The organism is Paenibacillus endophyticus, from assembly GCF_014192395.1.
GTDB classification, from domain to species: domain Bacteria; phylum Bacillota; class Bacilli; order Paenibacillales; family Paenibacillaceae; genus Pristimantibacillus; species Pristimantibacillus endophyticus.
The window spans coordinates 82,850-100,247 of sequence record NZ_JACHXW010000025.1 but is presented as its reverse complement, the minus strand read 5'-3'; the positions used below and the strand labels follow the sequence as shown (position 1 = coordinate 100,247).

At 52.4% G+C, this 17,398-nt stretch carries 14 protein-coding genes; 10 read left to right on the top strand and 4 right to left on the bottom strand.

Annotated elements, in window-relative coordinates; all coding sequences use genetic code 11:
* The first annotated feature begins 137 nt into the window (after positions 1-137).
* The 3 genes from FHS16_RS27520 to pruA are packed head-to-tail and all read left to right on the top strand — an operon-like array spanning position 138 to position 3,847.
* Entirely contained in the window at positions 138-1,355 is a 1,218-nt protein-coding gene (locus FHS16_RS27520) for an ornithine--oxo-acid transaminase (RefSeq protein ID WP_183570281.1), read from the top strand.
* A 5-nt stretch (positions 1,356-1,360) separates the two neighbouring features.
* Positions 1,361-2,263 (top strand): arginase, encoded by a 903-nt coding sequence (rocF, locus tag FHS16_RS27515; RefSeq protein ID WP_183570279.1) that lies wholly within the window; start codon positions 1,361-1,363, stop codon positions 2,261-2,263.
* Between the two features lie 36 nt (positions 2,264-2,299).
* Positions 2,300-3,847: an L-glutamate gamma-semialdehyde dehydrogenase gene (gene pruA / locus FHS16_RS27510; protein WP_183570277.1), complete on the top strand. Its 1,548-nt coding sequence runs from the start codon at positions 2,300-2,302 to the stop codon at positions 3,845-3,847.
* A gap of 2 nt (positions 3,848-3,849) precedes the next feature.
* Here the strand turns inward: pruA and FHS16_RS27505 are convergent, their stop codons facing one another.
* Positions 3,850-5,202 (bottom strand): aminotransferase-like domain-containing protein, encoded by a 1,353-nt coding sequence (locus tag FHS16_RS27505; RefSeq protein WP_183570275.1) that lies wholly within the window; start codon positions 5,200-5,202, stop codon positions 3,850-3,852.
* Positions 5,203-5,469: 267 nt separating this feature from the next.
* Between FHS16_RS27505 and FHS16_RS27500 the strand changes: the two genes are divergently transcribed.
* The gene (locus FHS16_RS27500; RefSeq protein ID WP_183570273.1) at positions 5,470-6,972 is read left to right on the top strand and encodes an amidase family protein; all 1,503 of its coding nucleotides are present in this window, start codon (positions 5,470-5,472) and stop codon (positions 6,970-6,972) included.
* A 267-nt stretch (positions 6,973-7,239) separates the two neighbouring features.
* Positions 7,240-8,679: a serine hydrolase domain-containing protein gene (locus FHS16_RS27495; RefSeq protein WP_183570271.1), complete on the top strand. Its 1,440-nt coding sequence runs from the start codon at positions 7,240-7,242 to the stop codon at positions 8,677-8,679.
* Positions 8,680-8,871: 192 nt separating this feature from the next.
* Here the strand turns inward: FHS16_RS27495 and FHS16_RS27490 are convergent, their stop codons facing one another.
* From FHS16_RS27490 to FHS16_RS27480, 3 genes are read right to left on the bottom strand one after another with little or no spacing between them, the layout of a single operon-like run.
* The gene (locus FHS16_RS27490; RefSeq protein WP_183570269.1) at positions 8,872-9,516 is read right to left on the bottom strand and encodes a metal-dependent hydrolase; all 645 of its coding nucleotides are present in this window, start codon (positions 9,514-9,516) and stop codon (positions 8,872-8,874) included.
* 47 nt (positions 9,517-9,563) lie between these two features.
* The gene (locus FHS16_RS27485; protein WP_183570267.1) at positions 9,564-9,725 is read right to left on the bottom strand and encodes a hypothetical protein; all 162 of its coding nucleotides are present in this window, start codon (positions 9,723-9,725) and stop codon (positions 9,564-9,566) included.
* Between the two features lie 16 nt (positions 9,726-9,741).
* Positions 9,742-10,629: a helix-turn-helix domain-containing protein gene (locus FHS16_RS27480; protein ID WP_183570265.1), complete on the bottom strand. Its 888-nt coding sequence runs from the start codon at positions 10,627-10,629 to the stop codon at positions 9,742-9,744.
* Positions 10,630-10,804: 175 nt separating this feature from the next.
* Here FHS16_RS27480 and FHS16_RS27475 point away from each other — a divergent pair, with 175 nt between their 5' ends.
* The 5 genes from FHS16_RS27475 to glpK all read left to right on the top strand — a co-directional run bounded on the left by FHS16_RS27475 (position 10,805) and on the right by glpK (position 17,394).
* Positions 10,805-13,477, top strand: coding sequence for a family 78 glycoside hydrolase catalytic domain (locus FHS16_RS27475; protein WP_183570263.1), 2,673 nt, complete (start codon positions 10,805-10,807; stop codon positions 13,475-13,477).
* An 86-nt stretch (positions 13,478-13,563) separates the two neighbouring features.
* Complete coding sequence (locus FHS16_RS27470; RefSeq protein WP_183570261.1) at positions 13,564-13,929, top strand: ArsR/SmtB family transcription factor; 366 nt, start codon at positions 13,564-13,566, stop codon at positions 13,927-13,929.
* A gap of 305 nt (positions 13,930-14,234) precedes the next feature.
* Complete coding sequence (locus tag FHS16_RS27465) at positions 14,235-15,254, top strand: LacI family DNA-binding transcriptional regulator (protein WP_183570259.1); 1,020 nt, start codon at positions 14,235-14,237, stop codon at positions 15,252-15,254.
* Between the two features lie 57 nt (positions 15,255-15,311).
* Complete coding sequence (locus FHS16_RS27460) at positions 15,312-15,884, top strand: glycerol-3-phosphate responsive antiterminator (RefSeq protein ID WP_376769707.1); 573 nt, start codon at positions 15,312-15,314, stop codon at positions 15,882-15,884.
* Positions 15,885-15,903: 19 nt separating this feature from the next.
* A complete protein-coding gene (glpK, locus tag FHS16_RS27455) occupies positions 15,904-17,394 on the top strand; it encodes a glycerol kinase GlpK (RefSeq protein ID WP_183570257.1) in 1,491 nt (496 codons plus the stop codon).
* The last annotated feature ends 4 nt before the right edge of the window (positions 17,395-17,398 follow it).

The following is a 17,398-nucleotide window of genomic DNA, read 5'->3' as shown; positions in this document are numbered from 1 at the left end:
GCAAGCATTCAGCCTCCACACAAGAGAAATATTTCTTTCTTCAGCTATCAGGCTGCTTCCATTGTTATTTGTCACCGTGTCGCCGCATAACATTCAAAAAAGGCTATATTTGCAAAGCTTGCGGAAAGGAGCAGGTGATGGACAGGGCACATACTCATATCGAACTGGCAGAGCAATACGGCGCCCATAATTATCATCCTCTTCCGATCGTGATTCACAGCGCAGAAGGCGTATGGATGGAGGATTCGAGCGGCATACGCTACATGGATATGCTGAGCGCATACTCCGCCTTGAATCAAGGACATCGCCATCCCCGCGTTATTGCGGCACTAATGGCGCAGGCCGATAAGGTTACGCTGACGTCGCGAGCCTTTCATAATGAAACGCTGGGCGCTTTCTGCGCGAAGCTTGCCGCCTATACGGGCAAGGAGCGGATTCTGCCTATGAACTCGGGGGCGGAGGCGGTTGAGACGGCAATCAAAGCAGTGCGCCGATGGGCGTACAGGGTTAAGCAAGTACCTGAGGATCATGCGGAGATTGTCGTCTTTGAAGGAAACTTTCATGGGCGTACCTTGACCGTAACCTCTTTTTCATCGAGCGAGGGCTATCGGGCAGGCTACGGTCCTTTTGCACCAGGCTTCCTAATCGTTCCATACGGAGATATCGAGGCGCTTCGGGCGGCCATGAACAAAAATACAGCAGCAGTACTGCTTGAGCCGATCCAAGGCGAAGCAGGCATTCGCATTCCTCCGAGCGGGTTTCTTGCGGCGGTATCTACGCTGTGCAAGGAGAATAACGTACTGCTCGCCGCTGATGAAATTCAAACCGGCTTCGGGCGAACAGGCCGCAGATTCGCATGCGATTGGGAAGCGGTCGTCCCGGATCTGTACATCCTTGGCAAAGCGCTTGGCGGAGGGGTATTGCCTGTATCCGCTATAGCGGCTAATGCTGACATTATGAACGTATTCGATCCGGGATCGCATGGTTCTACCTTTGGCGGCAATCCGTTAAGCTGCGCCGTAGCGATTGCTGCTCTGGCAGTGATTGAGGAAGAGAAGCTCGCGGAACGCTCGCTTTCGCTTGGGAGCTACTTCATGAGCAAGCTGGCTGCACTCACGCATCCGGATATTGTGCAAATTAGAGGGCGCGGCTTGTTTATTGCCATTGAGCTGTCTGTTCCGGCAAGAGCTTATTGCGAGCTGCTTATGCTTGAAGGGCTGCTGTGCAAGGAGACCCATGAATTTGTAATTAGGCTGGCTCCGCCTCTGACGATAACGTCCGATGAAATCGATTGGGCTTTTGAACGCATTCAGTCGGTTTTTCACAATGGAGAAGCAACAGCAACAGGAGAGTGAATGCTATGAGGATAAAAGAGGTAGCCGTTTTATCGGTTCCTTTTGGAAAAGGGGCCGGGACGGCAGGGGCAGAGCTTGGTCCGGCGCATATCCTGCACGCTGCATCGCTCGAGACCAAATTAGCGGAGCTGAGCATCGCTTACCGGCTTGCGGGCGAGCTAAGACCGGCGGTCCAGCCGCCGCCGCTTCAATCGGCCAATGCCAAGCATTTGGCAGAGGTTCACCAGATGAGCAGCGAATTAGCGGAGCGCGTATCGGAGCTGGTAGCTGATGGCTCATTCCCGCTATTGCTTGGGGGCGACCACAGCATTTCGATCGGGACAATTGCGGGATTAGCCGAGCATTATGCGAATTTAGGCGTCATCTGGTTCGATGCCCATTCGGATCTGAATACGGAGGACACGAGTCCGTCCGGCAATATCCATGGCATGTCGCTGGGCATTAGCCTTGGAAGCGGAATCCCGTTGCTTACGGGCTTGAGGGGCATTGTTCCCAAAATAAAGCCGGAGCATGTGGCGATAGTAGGCGCCAGATCGCTAGATACGGGAGAGAAAGCATATATCCGCTCATTAGGCATAGCCTGCTATACGATGCATGATATCGACCGGCTTGGAATTGCCCGTGTAATGGAAAAAGTGATCGGTCAATTCAAGCAGACGACGGACGGGGTGCATGTCAGCTTTGATGTCGATAGCCTTGATCCGCTCGAGGCACCCGGTACGGGGACGCCTGTCAAAGGCGGCTTAAGCTACCGGGAAGCACATTTTGCGCTAGAGCTGCTCTATCAGTCGGGCATTGTGACTTCAGCCGAATTCGTTGAGCTGAATCCGGCGCTGGACCAGCATGACCAAACCGCTCGTCTAGCGGTAGAGCTGATCGGTTCGCTGCTGGGAGAACAAATTTTGTAGACATGAATCGATTTATAGCGATAGGGGGCAACGTCTATGCGGGAGCCGTTCCAGAATGAGCCGTTTACCGACTTCAGCAAGGCCGACAGCATCAACGACTTTCAGGAAGCGCTTCGCAAGGTTGAGCTGGAGCTCGGACAGGAGTATACGCTGAAGATCGGCAGTGAACGGATCGAAACGATACAAAAGCGCAAATCCATCAATCCATCCGATGTTAATCAGCTCGTAGGCATCGTATCCCAAGCGGATACGGCACTTGCGCATCAGGCTGTTCTTGCGGCGGCGGAGGCGTTCGAGGATTGGAAAAGGGTTGCGCCGTCTGCCCGAGCAAGAGTGCTCTACAAAGCTGCCGCCTTGCTGCGTCGGCGCAAGCATGAATTCTCTGCATGGCTCGTATACGAAGCGGGAAAAAGCTGGGCGGAGGCCGATGGCGATACGGCAGAGGCCATTGATTTCCTAGAGTTCTACGGGCGCGAGATGGAGCGCCTCGCAGAACGTCAGCCGCTTGTCGCAATCTGCGGGGAAGACAATGAACTCGTGTATATCCCGCTCGGAGTCGGCATTATTATTCCGCCTTGGAACTTCCCTCTTGCCATTCTGGCAGGCATGACGATGGCCGCTGTTGTGGCGGGCAATACCGTCGTGCTGAAGCCTGCCAGCGCAACCGCCGTGATTGCTGCCAAGTTCGCAGAGCTGCTGGATGAAGCGGGTTTGCCCGATGGCGTCGTCAATTTCCTGCCCGGTGCAGGCAGCGAGGTTGGCGATTTCCTAGTTGAGCATCCGCTTACCCGTTTTATCTGCTTCACCGGCTCGCGGGAGGTTGGGCTTCGCATCAACGAGAAGGCTTCGAGTGTTCAGCAGGAGCAGCGATGGATGAAGCGGGTCGTTGCGGAGATGGGCGGCAAAGACACAATTATCGTTGATGCCGACGCGGATTTGGAGCTCGCCGCCGATGCGATTACGGCCTCAGCCTTCGGCTATGCCGGACAGAAATGCTCCGCTTGCTCAAGGGCGGTCGTGGATGAGCTTGTCTACGACGAGGTCATCGAGAAGGTAGTGGAGAGAACGAAGCAGCTCAAGCTGGGGAAAGCAAGCGAGCAGGGCACCTGCGTGGGGCCAGTAATCGATGAGCGTGCGTATTTGAGCATTCTGAAATATATCGAGGTCGGCCGAAGCGAAGGAACGATCGTGCTGGGCGGGAAAATTGGCGACAGCAGCGGCTATTTCATAGAGCCGACGATCATTAAGGATGTTGATCCTTATGCTCGTGTAGCTCAAGAGGAAATATTCGGGCCTGTATTGGCATTCATCCGGGCTGAGCATTTCGATGAGGCGATCGCGATCGCCAATAATACGGAGTACGGCTTGACGGGCGCGGTTATCTCACGGAACCGCAGCCGCCTTGAGCAAGCGCGCGAGCAGTTCCATGTGGGCAATCTTTATTTGAATCGCAAGTGCACAGGCGCCTTGGTCGGCGTTCATCCCTTTGGCGGCTTTAATATGTCAGGCACGGACTCGAAAGCCGGCGGCCGCGACTATTTGCTGCTCTTCACGCAGGCGAAGGTCGTATCCGAGAAATGGTAAGTTCACTTGCGGGCGGATTGGGCGATTAAGCCGATAATCCGCCCGATTCCTTCTTCTATGCGATCTTCTTTCACGTTGGTTACGTTCAGCTTTAATAGATTCTTTCGCGGGAAACCGGACAAGTAGTCGGGCTCAATGGACTGCAGAAGAATCGATTCTTGCTGCAGGCGGCTGATGGTTGATGCTTCCGACAAGGAGGGATCAAGCAAGATATGCGTACGTACCATCGGCTGCTCAGGGCGAATATACATGAAGGCACCGCCCCCGGCAGAGGCTTCTCGCGTAAGCGCCGAATCAAGCAGCGCGGCTCTTGCGGCATAGCGGTCACGGATTCGGGAGCGGTGGCGCTCAAACATGCCGCTGCGCAAGTAGATTTCGAGCGCCGCCTGCGAGAGCATGGAGCTGTCGATGTCATTTTGCCGCTTATACTCGCGAAACGGCTTCGTTAGGCTGTCGGGCAGGACGGCGATACCGATGCGAAGCCCCGGGAAAATGATTTTGGAATAGCTCTTCAAGTAGATGACATGGGACGAGCTGTCGTAGGCATAGATCGGATCTGCTTTGCTGTCCTGCTCGAAATCCGCGAGATAATCGTCTTCGACGATATATACGTCATATTTGGCAGCGAGTCTGGCAAGAAGCTGCTTCTCCTTGCGTGTGTAAGAACAGCCCAGCGGATTGTGAAAGCGGGGCATCGTATAGAAAAACTTAATATCTCCCGTGCGGAAAAGGGTCTCCAATCGGTCGAAATCAAGCCCCTCATGACTGCGCTCTATGCCGATGACCGGCAAGCGGCGCGTCTCCAAATACGAGATGAATAGATGATAGCCGGGCTGCTCGATAAGAATTTGGCTTTTGCCATTCGGGAAGGGCATCGCGGCAAGAAGCGACAGCGCCTGCTGAATGCCAGATACGATGATTACGTGCTGCTCTGCTGCAAACACCTGGTAGCTCGTTAACTGCTTGCGCGCAATTTCAATGAGGGAATCCATTCCTTTGGCGGTGCCGTAAAGGAACAAATCCTTTTGATAGGTATCGATCGCTTTGTTGATGCAGTGCTGAAAGTCCAGATAGGGAAACAAGGCTGGGTCAGGCGCTGTCTGGGCAAAATCCAGCAAGCTGCCTGTGCTGTCGTCAGCGCTGATTATTCCTTTTACTACGTAATAGCCGCTCTTCGGCATAGCATAAATGAGATGACGCTTCTCAAGCTCTTCCAATGCTTTGATAATCGTGCTTTTGCTGCATGCATATTGGCTGGCGAGCGTGCGAATAGAAGGAAGCTTATGGCCGTCTTTATAGGGAGTGGCCGCAATAAGCTCCTCCAGATTGTTCATGAGCTGCATATACCTATACATGGGCGACCTCCTTCCGATTTCTATACCGATACAGATGCCTATTCATCTATTGTAGCATGCTGGGCTAAAGGCGATACGATGGACCTGGCGGCTGGCGTAGCAGGTGAGGAAATCGAGGCTTGCATGAATACAGCAGGATAATCGATGGAAGCAGCTCTTAGCATGGGAAAATTTAACTATACCTATTCGTTACGGTGACAGATCCCCATAAACTGGATATTCTTAAGGAGTAGAGCTGTAAGCACGAGGTGTCAAAGGAGGTTATCCATGAGAATCAATAAGCAGGACTGGATTATAGAAGCAGATATCATTAGCATGCAGAAGGCGATGGAGGAAGGCTGGCTCAGTTCGGAAGAGCTGGTTCAGCTGTATATGGAGCGTATTGCGATACAGGATACCGTGCTTCGATCTATTCTGGAAGTGAATCCGGATGCCCTGGATATAGCCAAGTCACTGGATCGCGAAAGGTCAGCTAACAAGGTGCGCGGGCTGCTGCATGGGATTCCAATCCTATTGAAGGACAATATCGATACGCGGGACCTTATGCATACGAGCGCAGGTTCTGTAGCTCTAGCCAGCTCCATCGCCGCTTCGGATTCAGGCGTAGCCGCCAAACTGCGGGCTGCGGGAGCTGTATTGCTGGGCAAAACGAACATGACGGAATGGGCAAACTTTATGTCCGGTTCGATGTGGGCGGGATACAGCTCCAGAGGCGGATTGACGCTCAATCCGTACGGCCCGGGGGAGCTGTTTATTGGCGGCTCGAGCTCTGGCTCAGCTGCTGCGGTTGCCGCCAATTTGGGTGCTGCTGCCATTGGGACGGAAACCTCGGGATCCATAGTTAGTCCGGCAAGCCAAACGTCATTGGTCGGTATCAAGCCGACGATAGGCTTAGTCAGCCGTGCGGGCATTATTCCGATAACGGCGAGCCAGGATACGGCAGGGCCAATGGCGAGAACCGTAACGGACGCAGCCATCCTGCTCGGTGCGATCGTCGGTGCAGATGAACGGGACGAAGTTACGTTAACCGGTGCGGAGCATGGCTTCAGCGACTATACGGTCTTCTTGGACGAGGAATATATGAAGCAGGCTAGAATCGGTATTCCGCGTTTTTATTATAAGGATTTGGACGAGGAGCGTCTGGCAGTCATCGAAGCGGCTATCGCGGATTTGAAGGAGGCAGGCGCTGTCATCATTGACCCCGTAGAGCTCGCATGCGAGCAAGTGGAGTGGGATTGGCATGTGCTGCGATATGAGTTTAAGAAATATGTGAACGACTATTTGGGCAGTCTTGCGGCATCGGTTCCGGTACATTCACTTGCGGAGCTGATTGCTTATAACAATGAGCATGCCGAAATCGCATTGAAGTACGGTCAAGACACGCTGATCTCCTCGGAGGAAACAAGCGGGACGCTGACAGAGCAGGAATATGTGGATAGCTTGCGGCAAAATAAGGAGCTGGCAGGGAAGCGAGGGCTTGATGCTGCGTTGGAGGAGTATCGTTTGGACGCGCTCCTATTTCTAGGCGATGAGAGCGGCGACGACCTGGCGGCAAGAGCGGGTTATCCCGTCATAACGGTTCCCGGCGGCTATGCAGAACATGGAATAACGGCGGAAGAAGGTTATGTGACCAAAGGACCGCAGGGTATAACCTTTATCGGGACCGCCTTCAGCGAGCCAACGCTCATTAAGCTTGCTTATGGATATGAGCAGGCGACGAAGCACCGATTCCCTCCACAAGAAAGGGCATCGTTTAAGAGCTCCCTTTAACGACGTAATTAATCTTGGCGATGTTGTAGCCGGGTTTCGGGTTCCTAAAAGGCTCGATCAATTCCCAAAGTGGCATCGCAATCCTATACGGATATTAGCCATCCTTTCCGAATTTTCATTCGCAGTGGCAAGGACCTATCCATTTGTTGAAATAATCCGGGCTGCTAAGTAAGCGGCTCTTTCCACTCAAATATGAGAGCGCTAACAAAATGTCTTGTCAGTCCACCTCACTTGCAGTAAATTATGGGTATGAAGGAGGAATGAAGAATGGAACAAACGACTTTTCATTTGCCTAGAAGCCAACCTGAGGAACAAGGCATTTCTTCTACGGCGGTAATCGCATTTCTAAACGCAATAAAAGAACGCCAATTGGAGGTGCACAGCCTCATGCTGCTCAGACACGGACGGGTGACGGCTGAAGGCTGGTGGGCTCCTTATGCGCCGGATATTCCGCATATGCTGTTTTCACTCAGCAAAAGCTTCACTTCAACGGCGATCGGCTTTGCCGCTGCCGAAGGGAAGCTGTCGTTAGACGATGAGGTCATCTCGTTTTTCCCAGAGGAAGCTCCTGAGGAAGCAGGGACGAATCTGACATCTATGCGCATACGGCATTTGCTGATGATGGGTACAGGACATGCGCTGGATACAACGGATGGGATGCATCAGAGTGCGGACGGGAACTGGGTCAAGGCATTTCTTCAAGTGCCAGTCGAGCATGAGCCGGGTACTCATTTTATTTATAACAGCGGAGCCACCTATATGCTGGCAGCGATTCTTCAGAAGGTAACCGGCCAGACGCTGCTCGACTATTTGCAGCCGCGTTTATTAGAACCGCTCGGCATTGAAGGAGCAACTTGGGAAACATGCCCTCGCGGTATTCAGATCGGCGGCTGGGGGCTGAGCATAACGACGGAGGATATCGCTAAGTTCGGTCAGCTTTATTTGCAGAGAGGCGTATGGAATAGTCAGCGGCTCCTGTCTGAGGCTTGGATTGATGAAGCAACGTCCAAGCAAATCGCTAACGGAGACGGCGGGGCAAGCGATTGGGCACAAGGCTACGGTTATCAGTTCTGGCGATGCAGGCATGGCTTATACCGCGGCGACGGGGCGTTTGGGCAATTTTGCATCGTGATGCCAGAGCATGATGCGGTTTTGGCTATGACAAGCGGCACAAACGATCTGCAGGGGGTCATGGATGCCGTTTGGGATCACTTGCTGCCCGCAATGAAGCAGGAGCCGCTACCTCCAGATGAGAGCGCACAAGCGAAGCTTGCTGCGGAGTTGAAGAGTCTGACTCTTCCCATACCACAGCTTCAGATGGATTCGCGGCTGGAAGAAACGGTTTCGGGCAACGTCTATAGCCTGGAAGACAATAACGAGCATTGGAACAAGGTTGTAATATCCTTTGCAGGGAATCAAGCAAGCTTCGTAATAAGCAATTTGGAAAACGAATATACGATTAACCTCGGTCGAGGCGAGTGGGTGGAAGGAAAGACGAGCTTTCTTCAGGTGGAGGAGAAACGGATCGCTGCAAGCTTTACCTGGCTGCAGGAGGATACGCTCGAGCTCACGATGCGGCTGATTGAAACGCCCTTTGCTTTTACGAGCCAAATTGTATTTAAAGAGGATGCTCTCGTATGGAGCCGGCACTCAAACGTACAGCCGGCTTCCAATGATATTCGGGGGCAAGTGACGGGTACCGTCTAGTCCAGCTCATCATGCTTCATTCAAAAGGCGCAAGCAGCGGCTAGACAGCCTCTTGCTTGCGCCTTTTTGTAAATATAATACTTTATATGTTTCACGCAATAAGTATTCTTCTATTTCTACGCGAAACGTAAGCTTAGCCGCCAGAGGACGGCTTCAGCCGTTTACGCTTGTCATTCTTCGGATAGAAGAGAGCTACAGCTTGATTTTGAAAGATTTCTTCGTTAGTGGATAAAGCCATTTCACGCCGCTCGGCGTAAGGGTATCCGCAACAAGGTGGGATAAATAGCCGAGCATGGCCACGATTGCAACGCCTTCGATTTGCAGCTGGTTCTCGAGTCCCCAGCCGATCGCTCCCCAGATGGGAACCGCCCATATCGTGTGAGTCATGCCGCGGTGCTTGAGCCATGGTACCCATGCGGCAAATAATCCGAATCCGATTAGCCAGTTCATCTGATAGTAATAACCGGCATACATGACGATGCAGCCCACGACACTGGCAAGCACATTCCGAATGATGCCTTGCTTGGCAATCAGGCCGAGCAGGAACATCGCGGCGGCAACGCCTATGTAAACAGCCGAAGGACTATGGTCGGTGAAATAATAATAGCAAACGATGCCTGCAAGCAAGAAGCCAGACCAAAGGGTGAGCTCGCGGATGAGCTTGGATAATTTGCTGAGCTTGGCGCTCAGCATGCTTGGACCGTCAAGATCTGCGCATAAGGCTGAGAATCCGGCTACAGCGATGTATAAAGCGGCATGTTCCAAAGTAAAGGGATAGTATACGGATGCGGCCGCGCCAACGGCGGCTCCGATTGCAAGATGGGTCTTTCCTGTCATAATGCCTCCTGTGACTGACGATGATTGCGAACGGATGCAGCGGATGATTATAATTGCTCGCGATTGACTTGTTCATTGCGCACCATTTGCTCCAGCTTCTCAACGAGCCGGTCATGCGAAGGATTCTTTTTGTGGAATCCGAATAAGCGTTTCCGGTTTTGCTGCTTGAGCAGTTCGAGCAGATAGAGCTTTTCTTTCAGTGTAAACATGCGGGCATGCCGCCTCCTAACTGACAGGGCTCTCAGCCGCAGTCGATTCTTTGCGATAGACGCTTGGCGTCATTCCGGTGCACCTTTTGAACAAGGCATTGAAGGAGTGGATATCCTTGTAGCCGACCATCTCGGCGATCATGCTGATTTTGAGGGTAGATCCGCGCAGCAGCTCCTGGCTTTTTTGAATCCGGATATTTTGGAGATAGCGATGAAAGCTCTGCTTCGTATATTGCAGGAAAAGGCGCTGCAGATGGCGCTCGCTCCAACCGCTTGCCATGGCAAGCTTTGTGAGCGTAAGCTCCTCGCCGTAATGCTGGTCAAGCTCATTGAGCAGCAAGCTGAATGCCGTTTGACGCGGTGCAGGCTCAGGGCTGCTGTCCTCCATCGAGCGCTGAAGCATAATGAGCAGCTGCAGCAACAGGGAATGCAAGTAATCCGCCGATCCGGTACGCGGAAGCTCAAACTCACGGTGCATGGCTAGAAAAAGCTTCTCGTATTGGTCATTGGTATCCATGCAGGAATAATAGGGACATCTCCCGCCTTCCATATCAGCAATGAACTGCATGCTGCGGTAATCGGAAGCGAACGCATTCAGCTTATGCAGAAGCAGCGGTGAAAAGACGCAGTTGAACACGCTTAACGGATTGTTTGTTTTGCTAGAGGAAAGCGGCCTGAATACATGAGATATGCCGATCGGGATGAAAAACACCTGTCCTTTGCGCACCTTATGCACTTGATCACCGATATGATGATATCCTTCACCTTCCGTTATATATACGCATTCGAGAAAGTCATGGTCATGGTAAGGACTCATTATGCTCTCGGCAGCCCGGTTGATATAAAGCAGCTGGTTGTTTTGGAAATAGTGCTCGCCGCGGTACGTTTCTAAAGGATGGTTCATCCTGCAAGCGCTCCCTATCCTATTTATTGTCCGGCCTTTAAAGCTGTCCGAAATACCCCATCATATTGTCCGTTTTGCCTGCAAATAGATGACTGTGCTTTTTTATAATTATAGAGGAAAGCAGCAAAGCAAGGAAGGCGAACACGCAAAAAATGAATACGGGGAGGATTCGAATATGTTTACCGTTAAAGATACGAGAGTCGAATATCAGAAAAGCCCGGTCGGGATCGGTACGGCAAGACCTAGGCTAAGCTGGAAGCTGGAAGCTGCTGAGCGGGGGACCAGTCAGAGCGCCTATGAGATTGAGCTTGCGGAAGAAAAGGATTTCACCCGTTTGATCTGGCAATCGGGTCGTGTGGAGTCGAGCCAGTCGGTACTGGTGGAGCTTGATTTCCCTCTAGCAGAATCGTGTAAGCGCTACTATTATCATGTACGTGCCTGGAATCACAAGGATGAGCTGTCGCCGTGGTCGGAAGCAGGCTATTGGGAGATGGGGCTGCTCCAATCGGCTGACTGGTCGGCGGACTGGATTGCTGCGCCGCTCGAGCTGCTTCCCGTTGACGCTGAACCGCTGCCGCTTCTGAGAAAAAGCTTTGAGCTGTCCGGGACGGTAAAGGAGGCGCGGCTGTATGCGACGTCGCTTGGCATTTACGAGCTGGAGCTGAACGGCCAGCGAGTAGGCGATAGTTATTTTACGCCAGGCTGGACCAGCTATGGCCATACGCTTCAGACTCAAACTTATGAGGTTACGGAGCTGCTTGCAGCAGGCGGCAATGCGATCGGCGCGTGGCTTGGCAATGGATGGTACAAGGGGTATTTGGGCTGGAGCGAGCAAAACCGTCTGTATGGCGACCGGTTGGCGCTGCTGCTGGAGCTGCGGATCGTTTATTCCGACGGGAAGGAAGAACGAATTGTTTCGGATGACAGCTGGACTGCTGCAGTCGGACCGATTCAGGTGTCTGAAATTTATCATGGAGAAACGTATGATGCGCGCCTCGAGCGGGATGGCTGGAGCACTGCCGGTTATAACGAGGCTGGCAACGGCTGGTACGCGGTCGAAATCGTACAGCATTCGAAGGAGATATTGAAGCCTCAGATCAATGAACCCGTTCGCATGCAGGAGCAGTTGAAGCCTCTAGCTTTCATTATGACACCGAAGGGAGAGCGCGTGCTGGACTTTGGCCAAAATATGGTTGGCTGGGTACGGTTCTCAGTCGAGGGCACGGCAGGTACCGAAGTTGCTCTGCTGCATGCCGAGGTGCTGGATCATGAGGGGAATTTCTATACTGAAAACCTGCGTTCGGCGAAACAAAGCATCCGTTACGTGCTGAAAGGCGGCACGAAAGAGACGTATGAGCCCCGATTTACGTTTCAAGGCTTTCGGTACGTCCAGCTTATCGGCTTTCCCGAAGAGCTTCGGATAGAGGATTTTACAGGCATAGTCCTTCATTCAGACATGGAGGAAACCGGTCAATTCGCTTGCTCGGAGCCGCTGGTCAACCAGCTTCAGCATAATATCAAGTGGGGCCTCAAGGGCAACTTCCTCGATGTGCCGACCGACTGCCCGCAAAGGGACGAGCGGCTCGGCTGGACGGGCGATGCGCAGATGTTTATTCAGACAGCCTCCTACTTGACGAACGTTGCGCCATTTTTCACGAAATGGCTGCGGGACTTAGAGGCTGATCAGAACGATGAAAGCGGGGTTCCGTTCGTCGTGCCCCATGTCTTGAAGGATCATGAGCGCTCGTCGGCTGCATGGGGAGACGCGGCCGTTATTTGTCCATGGACGCTGTATGTATGCTACGGCGACAAGCGAATTCTAGCCGAGCAATTCGACAGCATGACCGCTTGGGTCAAATACATTCGCCGTCAAGGCGAGAATGAATTTTTGTGGAATACGGGCTTCCACTTTGGCGATTGGCTGGGGCTTGATGCCAAATCCGGCGATTACATCGGAGCAACGGACCGCGATCTCATTGCGACGGCTTTCTACGCTTATTCGGTGTCAATCGTGCAGAAGACAGCCGTGCTAATCGGCCGAATGGAGGAAGCTGCCGAATACAAAGTGCTGTACGATCAGATCGTGGCTGCGTTCCGTGCGGAATTCGTCACAGCCTCAGGAAGGCTTGCTGTGCCTACGCAAACGGCGCAGGTGCTCGTCCTAATGTTCGGACTGCTGGATGAGAAGGGAGAACAGCGCGCGATTGCCAAGCTTGCCGAGCTGCTGGAGCAAAGTGACTTCCATCTTACGACCGGTTTTGTAGGGACGCCGTATTTAAATCATGTGCTTAGCGCTTTCGGCCAGAATGCGGCGGCTTATAAGCTTTTGCTCCAGCAAACCTATCCTTCCTGGCTGTATCCGGTAACGAAAGGTGCTACGACGATCTGGGAGCATTGGGACGGAATTAAGGAGGATGGAAGCTTCTGGAGCAAAGATATGAATTCGTTCAATCACTATGCTTATGGAGCGATCGGAGATTGGATGTACCGGGTCGCGGCTGGCATTCAAACGACGGAGGAGGCGCCTGGCTATAAACGGAGCATCATTGCTCCGCAGCCGGGAGATGGGCTTGATTGGGCGGAAGGCATCCTTGAAACGCAATATGGCGAGCTTCGTTCGAGATGGGAAAGGGCGGGGGACGGGGTATTCTTGCTGGAAGTAACGATTCCGGCGAATACAACGGCTTTAATTAAGCTGCCATCCGCGTATAATCTGGAGAGCGTAACCGAAAGCGGAACGAGGCTTCAAGATTCGGTAGGCGTACTAACCGTCTCTCAGACGGAGACTGGCGTCGTCATTGATGCCGGTTCAGGCAGCTACCGATTTGAATGGCTGCAAGAAGCATAATCCGATAGACGAGCGACGAAGGCTCACCCAGCCACCCGAAACATGTTATAATGTGCTTTAGGACAAATAGGGCTGGTGGGATGATAATGGATAATCAGGTTACCGCAGCATGCGATGATTCATGTGCAGGCTCGGAAGAAAATATAGAGAGCGTTCGAAGCAAATTGATACCGGAAACAACAGCTGGCGAGCTGGCAGACCTGTTCAAGGCGCTTGGCGATCCGACACGGGTGAAGATGATACATGCTCTCGTGCAATCAGAGCTTTGCGTGCATGATCTGACTCAGGTGCTATCCATGGGGCAATCTGCGGTTTCCCATCAACTGCGGCTGCTACGGAATATGCGGATCGTAAAGCGGAGGAAGGTCGGCAAGACCGTCTTTTATTCGCTGGACGATGATCATGTGGAACAAATTTTTTTACTAACGCTTCAGCATTTGAAGCATGAATAATTGATTGAAGTGAGACTGCACTACAGGGTATTTGCCTGTTGGGCAGTCTTTTATTTATGCATGTAAACGATAGTGTTTGAAAAGGGTGAAATTCTTCTTTATTTTTACTAAAAATAAAGTATAATTTTACTTAGGCTTCTTGGATAGCCTGCATACAGCCATGCTGCGCCATACATCAAAGCGTTTCAATTTATTATAGGAATAGCCCTGCGAATGAGTCCGCCGAACGTTGTCGTTCTATTGTAAACGCGCACATAATCTGGCATATTGAATGTAATGAGGCGGTTAACGGAAGGAACGGGAATATGGCTACGATTAAAGATATTGCTCAGAAGGCAAAGGTTTCGATTGCGACTGTGTCACGGGTGCTTAATTATGACCCCGGCATCTCTGTTGCGGACGAGACGCGCAAGCGAATATTTGAAGCGGCTCAGCAGCTGAACTACAAGACGCTGCGTCAGCGTAATGGAACAGCGGTCAAGGATCGTTACCGGGTCGGGCTAGTCAATTGGTATTCCGATCAGGAAGAGATGCTGGATCCGTATTATATGGCGATTAGGCTTGGCATAGAACGTGAGTGCTTTCAACGCCAGATCGATCTGGTTAAGCTGTTTTTGCACGGAGAGCCGGACGGGAAAGAGTGGACCGGTGAAGCATTCGACGGCATCATTGCGATTGGCAGGTTCGAGAAGGAAGATATCGCAAGATTCCCGGGCGGCTTGGACAATATCGTGTTTGTCGATTCCTCCCCTGACGATAATCGGTTCGACTCGGTTGTGATCGATCTTCGCAAGTCCGTTTCGGAGGTGCTTGATTATCTGATTGGACTGGGCCATGCGTCTATCGGTTATATTGGAGGGCATAATATCGTCAATCAGAAGCGGGTGCGGGATGAGCGTGAGCTTGTTTTCATGGAGCGGCTTACCGCACAAGGATTATTCGACCCGAAGCTGGTGTATACGGGAGAGAATCTCTATTCCGAGGATGGATATAAGCTGATGAAGCAGGCGATTGCCCAAGAGAAGCTTCCGACAGCCTTTTTTATCGAAAATGATTCGATGGCAGTAGGCGCTCTCCGCGCCCTGCATGAAGCGAAACTGAAGGTGCCGGAAGATATATCGATCGTTGGCTATAACGATATCGCCATCTCGGCTTTTTTGCAGCCTCCGCTAACGACAGTCAAGGTTCACATGGAGCATATGGGTGAGACCGCCGTTGAGCTCCTGACGGACCGGCTTGCCGCCAAACGCGCAATTGCCAAAAAAATCGTATTGCCGACATGCATTCAAGTACGAGAGAGCAGCGGCAAGCTTGTGAGTAAATAGCAGCTCTGCTGCTGTTAGCTTGAAGAGGCTTCAGATTGAGATTGGAGGTGGCGGGTTATGTCATTGCTGTTGAACGGACAAAAATTGCTGCCGGCAGTCCATAAGCTGAAGGATGTGGAGGCAGTTCTTGCCTCCCATTTTTCATATATGGTGCTGCTGGGCGGGCATTTGGGACAAATAAAAAACATTGTCGATTTGGCCAGCCAGCATGGCAAAAAAGTGCTGCTGCATGCCGATTTGATCGACGGTCTGAAAAACGATGAATATGCGGCGGAGTTTCTATGCCAATCGATAAGGCCGGCCGGCCTTATTTCAACGCGTTCAAGCGTCATTGGACGGACGAAGCAGAATGGTCTTATCGCGATTCAGAGGCTTTTTCTCATTGACTCGGATGCGCTGGAGCGGAGCTATACGGTGCTCGATAAAAACCGTCCTGATTTTATTGAAGTATTACCGGGTGTGATTCCTGATATCATGCGTGAGGTTAAGGAGCGGAGCGGCATTCCGATCATTGCAGGAGGCTTGATTCGAACGCAGGAGCACGTCAAGCAAGCGCTGGATGCAGGGGCTTCCGCGATAACGACATCGCGCAAGGAGCTTTGGAGAGCAGCAGAGGAATTCCAACCGTAATGGTGAAGGAGGAATAATAATGAAAACCTATATGCTGTCGCTTGATCAGGGGACAACTAGCACAAGAGCGCTGCTTATCGATCGCAGCGGCGCCATCGTCAGCATGGCTCGGGAAGAGCTGCCGCTCACTTATCCACATGCCGGATGGGTTGAGGCGGATGCCCTGTTTATATGGGAATCCACGAAGAAGGTCATTGCCGAGGTATTGGATAAAACAGGTGTAACCGCCGATCAGATTGCGGGCATTGGGATTACAAACCAGCGGGAGACGACGGTGGTATGGGACAAAGCAACGGGGGAACCGATCTACAACGCTATCGTGTGGCAATCACGTCAAACGGCAGCCATTAGCGACAGGCTGAAGCAGGAAGGATATGCCCAGACGTTTCATGATAAAACAGGCTTGCTTATCGACGCTTATTTCTCAGGCACGAAGGTGCACTGGCTGCTGGAGCAGGTGGAAGGAGCGCGTGAGCGTGCGGAGAAGGGCGAGCTGCTGTTCGGTACAATCGATACCTGGCTTATTTGGAACCTGACAGGAGGCGCGGTTCATGTAACGGATGTGTCCAACGCCGCTAGGACGCTTATGTTCAACATTCATGAGCGGAGCTGGGATGAGGAGCTGTTAAGCATTTTACAGGTTCCGAAAGAAATGCTTCCTGAAGTGCGCTCATCATCAGAGATATACGGGCAAATGGATGAGAAGCTTTTCGGCTGCTGCATTCCGGTAGCTGGGGCAGCTGGGGATCAGCAGGCTGCTTTATTCGGCCAGAATGCCTATGAAGAAGGCAGCACCAAAAACACCTATGGAACAGGCTGTTTTATGCTGATGAATACGGGAACCAAAGCGATCGTTTCCGAAAAAGGGCTGCTTACGACGATTGCTTGGGAAATCGACGGCAAGCTGGAGTATGCGCTTGAAGGCAGCGTATTTGTTGCAGGCGCGGCAATTCAGTGGCTCCGCGACGGCCTGGAATTAATCGAATCGGCGACGGAAACCGAAGGGCTGGCGGGGCAGGTTGAATCGACGGACGGCGTATATGTCGTTCCTGCCTTCGTCGGACTTGGAACGCCTTATTGGAATAGTGATGTTAGAGGAGCAGCATTTGGCCTAACTCGCGGTACGACCAAAGCTCATTTCGTCAGGGCGGTCCTTGAGTCATTGGCCTATCAGACGAAAGACGTTCTCTCCGTGATGGAGGAGGAGTCGGGGCTGCCGCTGCAATCGCTGTCGGTGGACGGAGGAGCTGTGAATAACAATTTGCTGATGCAGTTCCAGAGCGATCTGCTCGGCGTGCCGGTTGAACGTCCCGTTATTAATGAGTCAACAGCGTTAGGCGCCGCTTATTTGGCTGGGCTTGCGGTAGGCTTCTGGGAAAGCCGTGAGGAGCTGGCGGGGCTTAGACAGGTTGATCGCGTGTTCGAGCCCGAAATGGAAGAGGAGCGGCGAGCTGAGCTATATGGAGGCTGGCATCGCGCGGTGAAGGCGGCCATGGCTTTTGCGCAATAATTAT

Excerpts from the sequence above, each read along its gene's own strand:
- glpK (WP_183570257.1), top strand. The coding sequence starts at position 15,904 with ATGAAAACCTATATGCTGTCGCTTGATCAGGGGACAACTAGCACAAGA.
- FHS16_RS27470 (WP_183570261.1), top strand. The coding sequence starts at position 13,564 with ATGGATAATCAGGTTACCGCAGCATGCGATGATTCATGTGCAGGCTCG.
- FHS16_RS27500 (WP_183570273.1), top strand. The coding sequence starts at position 5,470 with ATGAGAATCAATAAGCAGGACTGGATTATAGAAGCAGATATCATTAGC.
- FHS16_RS27460 (WP_376769707.1), top strand. The coding sequence starts at position 15,312 with ATGTCATTGCTGTTGAACGGACAAAAATTGCTGCCGGCAGTCCATAAG.
- FHS16_RS27495 (WP_183570271.1), top strand. The coding sequence starts at position 7,240 with ATGGAACAAACGACTTTTCATTTGCCTAGAAGCCAACCTGAGGAACAA.
- FHS16_RS27485 (WP_183570267.1), bottom strand. The coding sequence starts at position 9,725 with ATGTTTACACTGAAAGAAAAGCTCTATCTGCTCGAACTGCTCAAGCAG.
- FHS16_RS27520 (WP_183570281.1), top strand. The coding sequence starts at position 138 with ATGGACAGGGCACATACTCATATCGAACTGGCAGAGCAATACGGCGCC.
- FHS16_RS27465 (WP_183570259.1), top strand. The coding sequence starts at position 14,235 with ATGGCTACGATTAAAGATATTGCTCAGAAGGCAAAGGTTTCGATTGCG.
- FHS16_RS27475 (WP_183570263.1), top strand. The coding sequence starts at position 10,805 with ATGTTTACCGTTAAAGATACGAGAGTCGAATATCAGAAAAGCCCGGTC.
- FHS16_RS27505 (WP_183570275.1), bottom strand. The coding sequence starts at position 5,202 with ATGTATAGGTATATGCAGCTCATGAACAATCTGGAGGAGCTTATTGCG.
- rocF (WP_183570279.1), top strand. The coding sequence starts at position 1,361 with ATGAGGATAAAAGAGGTAGCCGTTTTATCGGTTCCTTTTGGAAAAGGG.
- pruA (WP_183570277.1), top strand. The coding sequence starts at position 2,300 with ATGCGGGAGCCGTTCCAGAATGAGCCGTTTACCGACTTCAGCAAGGCC.
- FHS16_RS27490 (WP_183570269.1), bottom strand. The coding sequence starts at position 9,516 with ATGACAGGAAAGACCCATCTTGCAATCGGAGCCGCCGTTGGCGCGGCC.
- FHS16_RS27480 (WP_183570265.1), bottom strand. The coding sequence starts at position 10,629 with ATGAACCATCCTTTAGAAACGTACCGCGGCGAGCACTATTTCCAAAAC.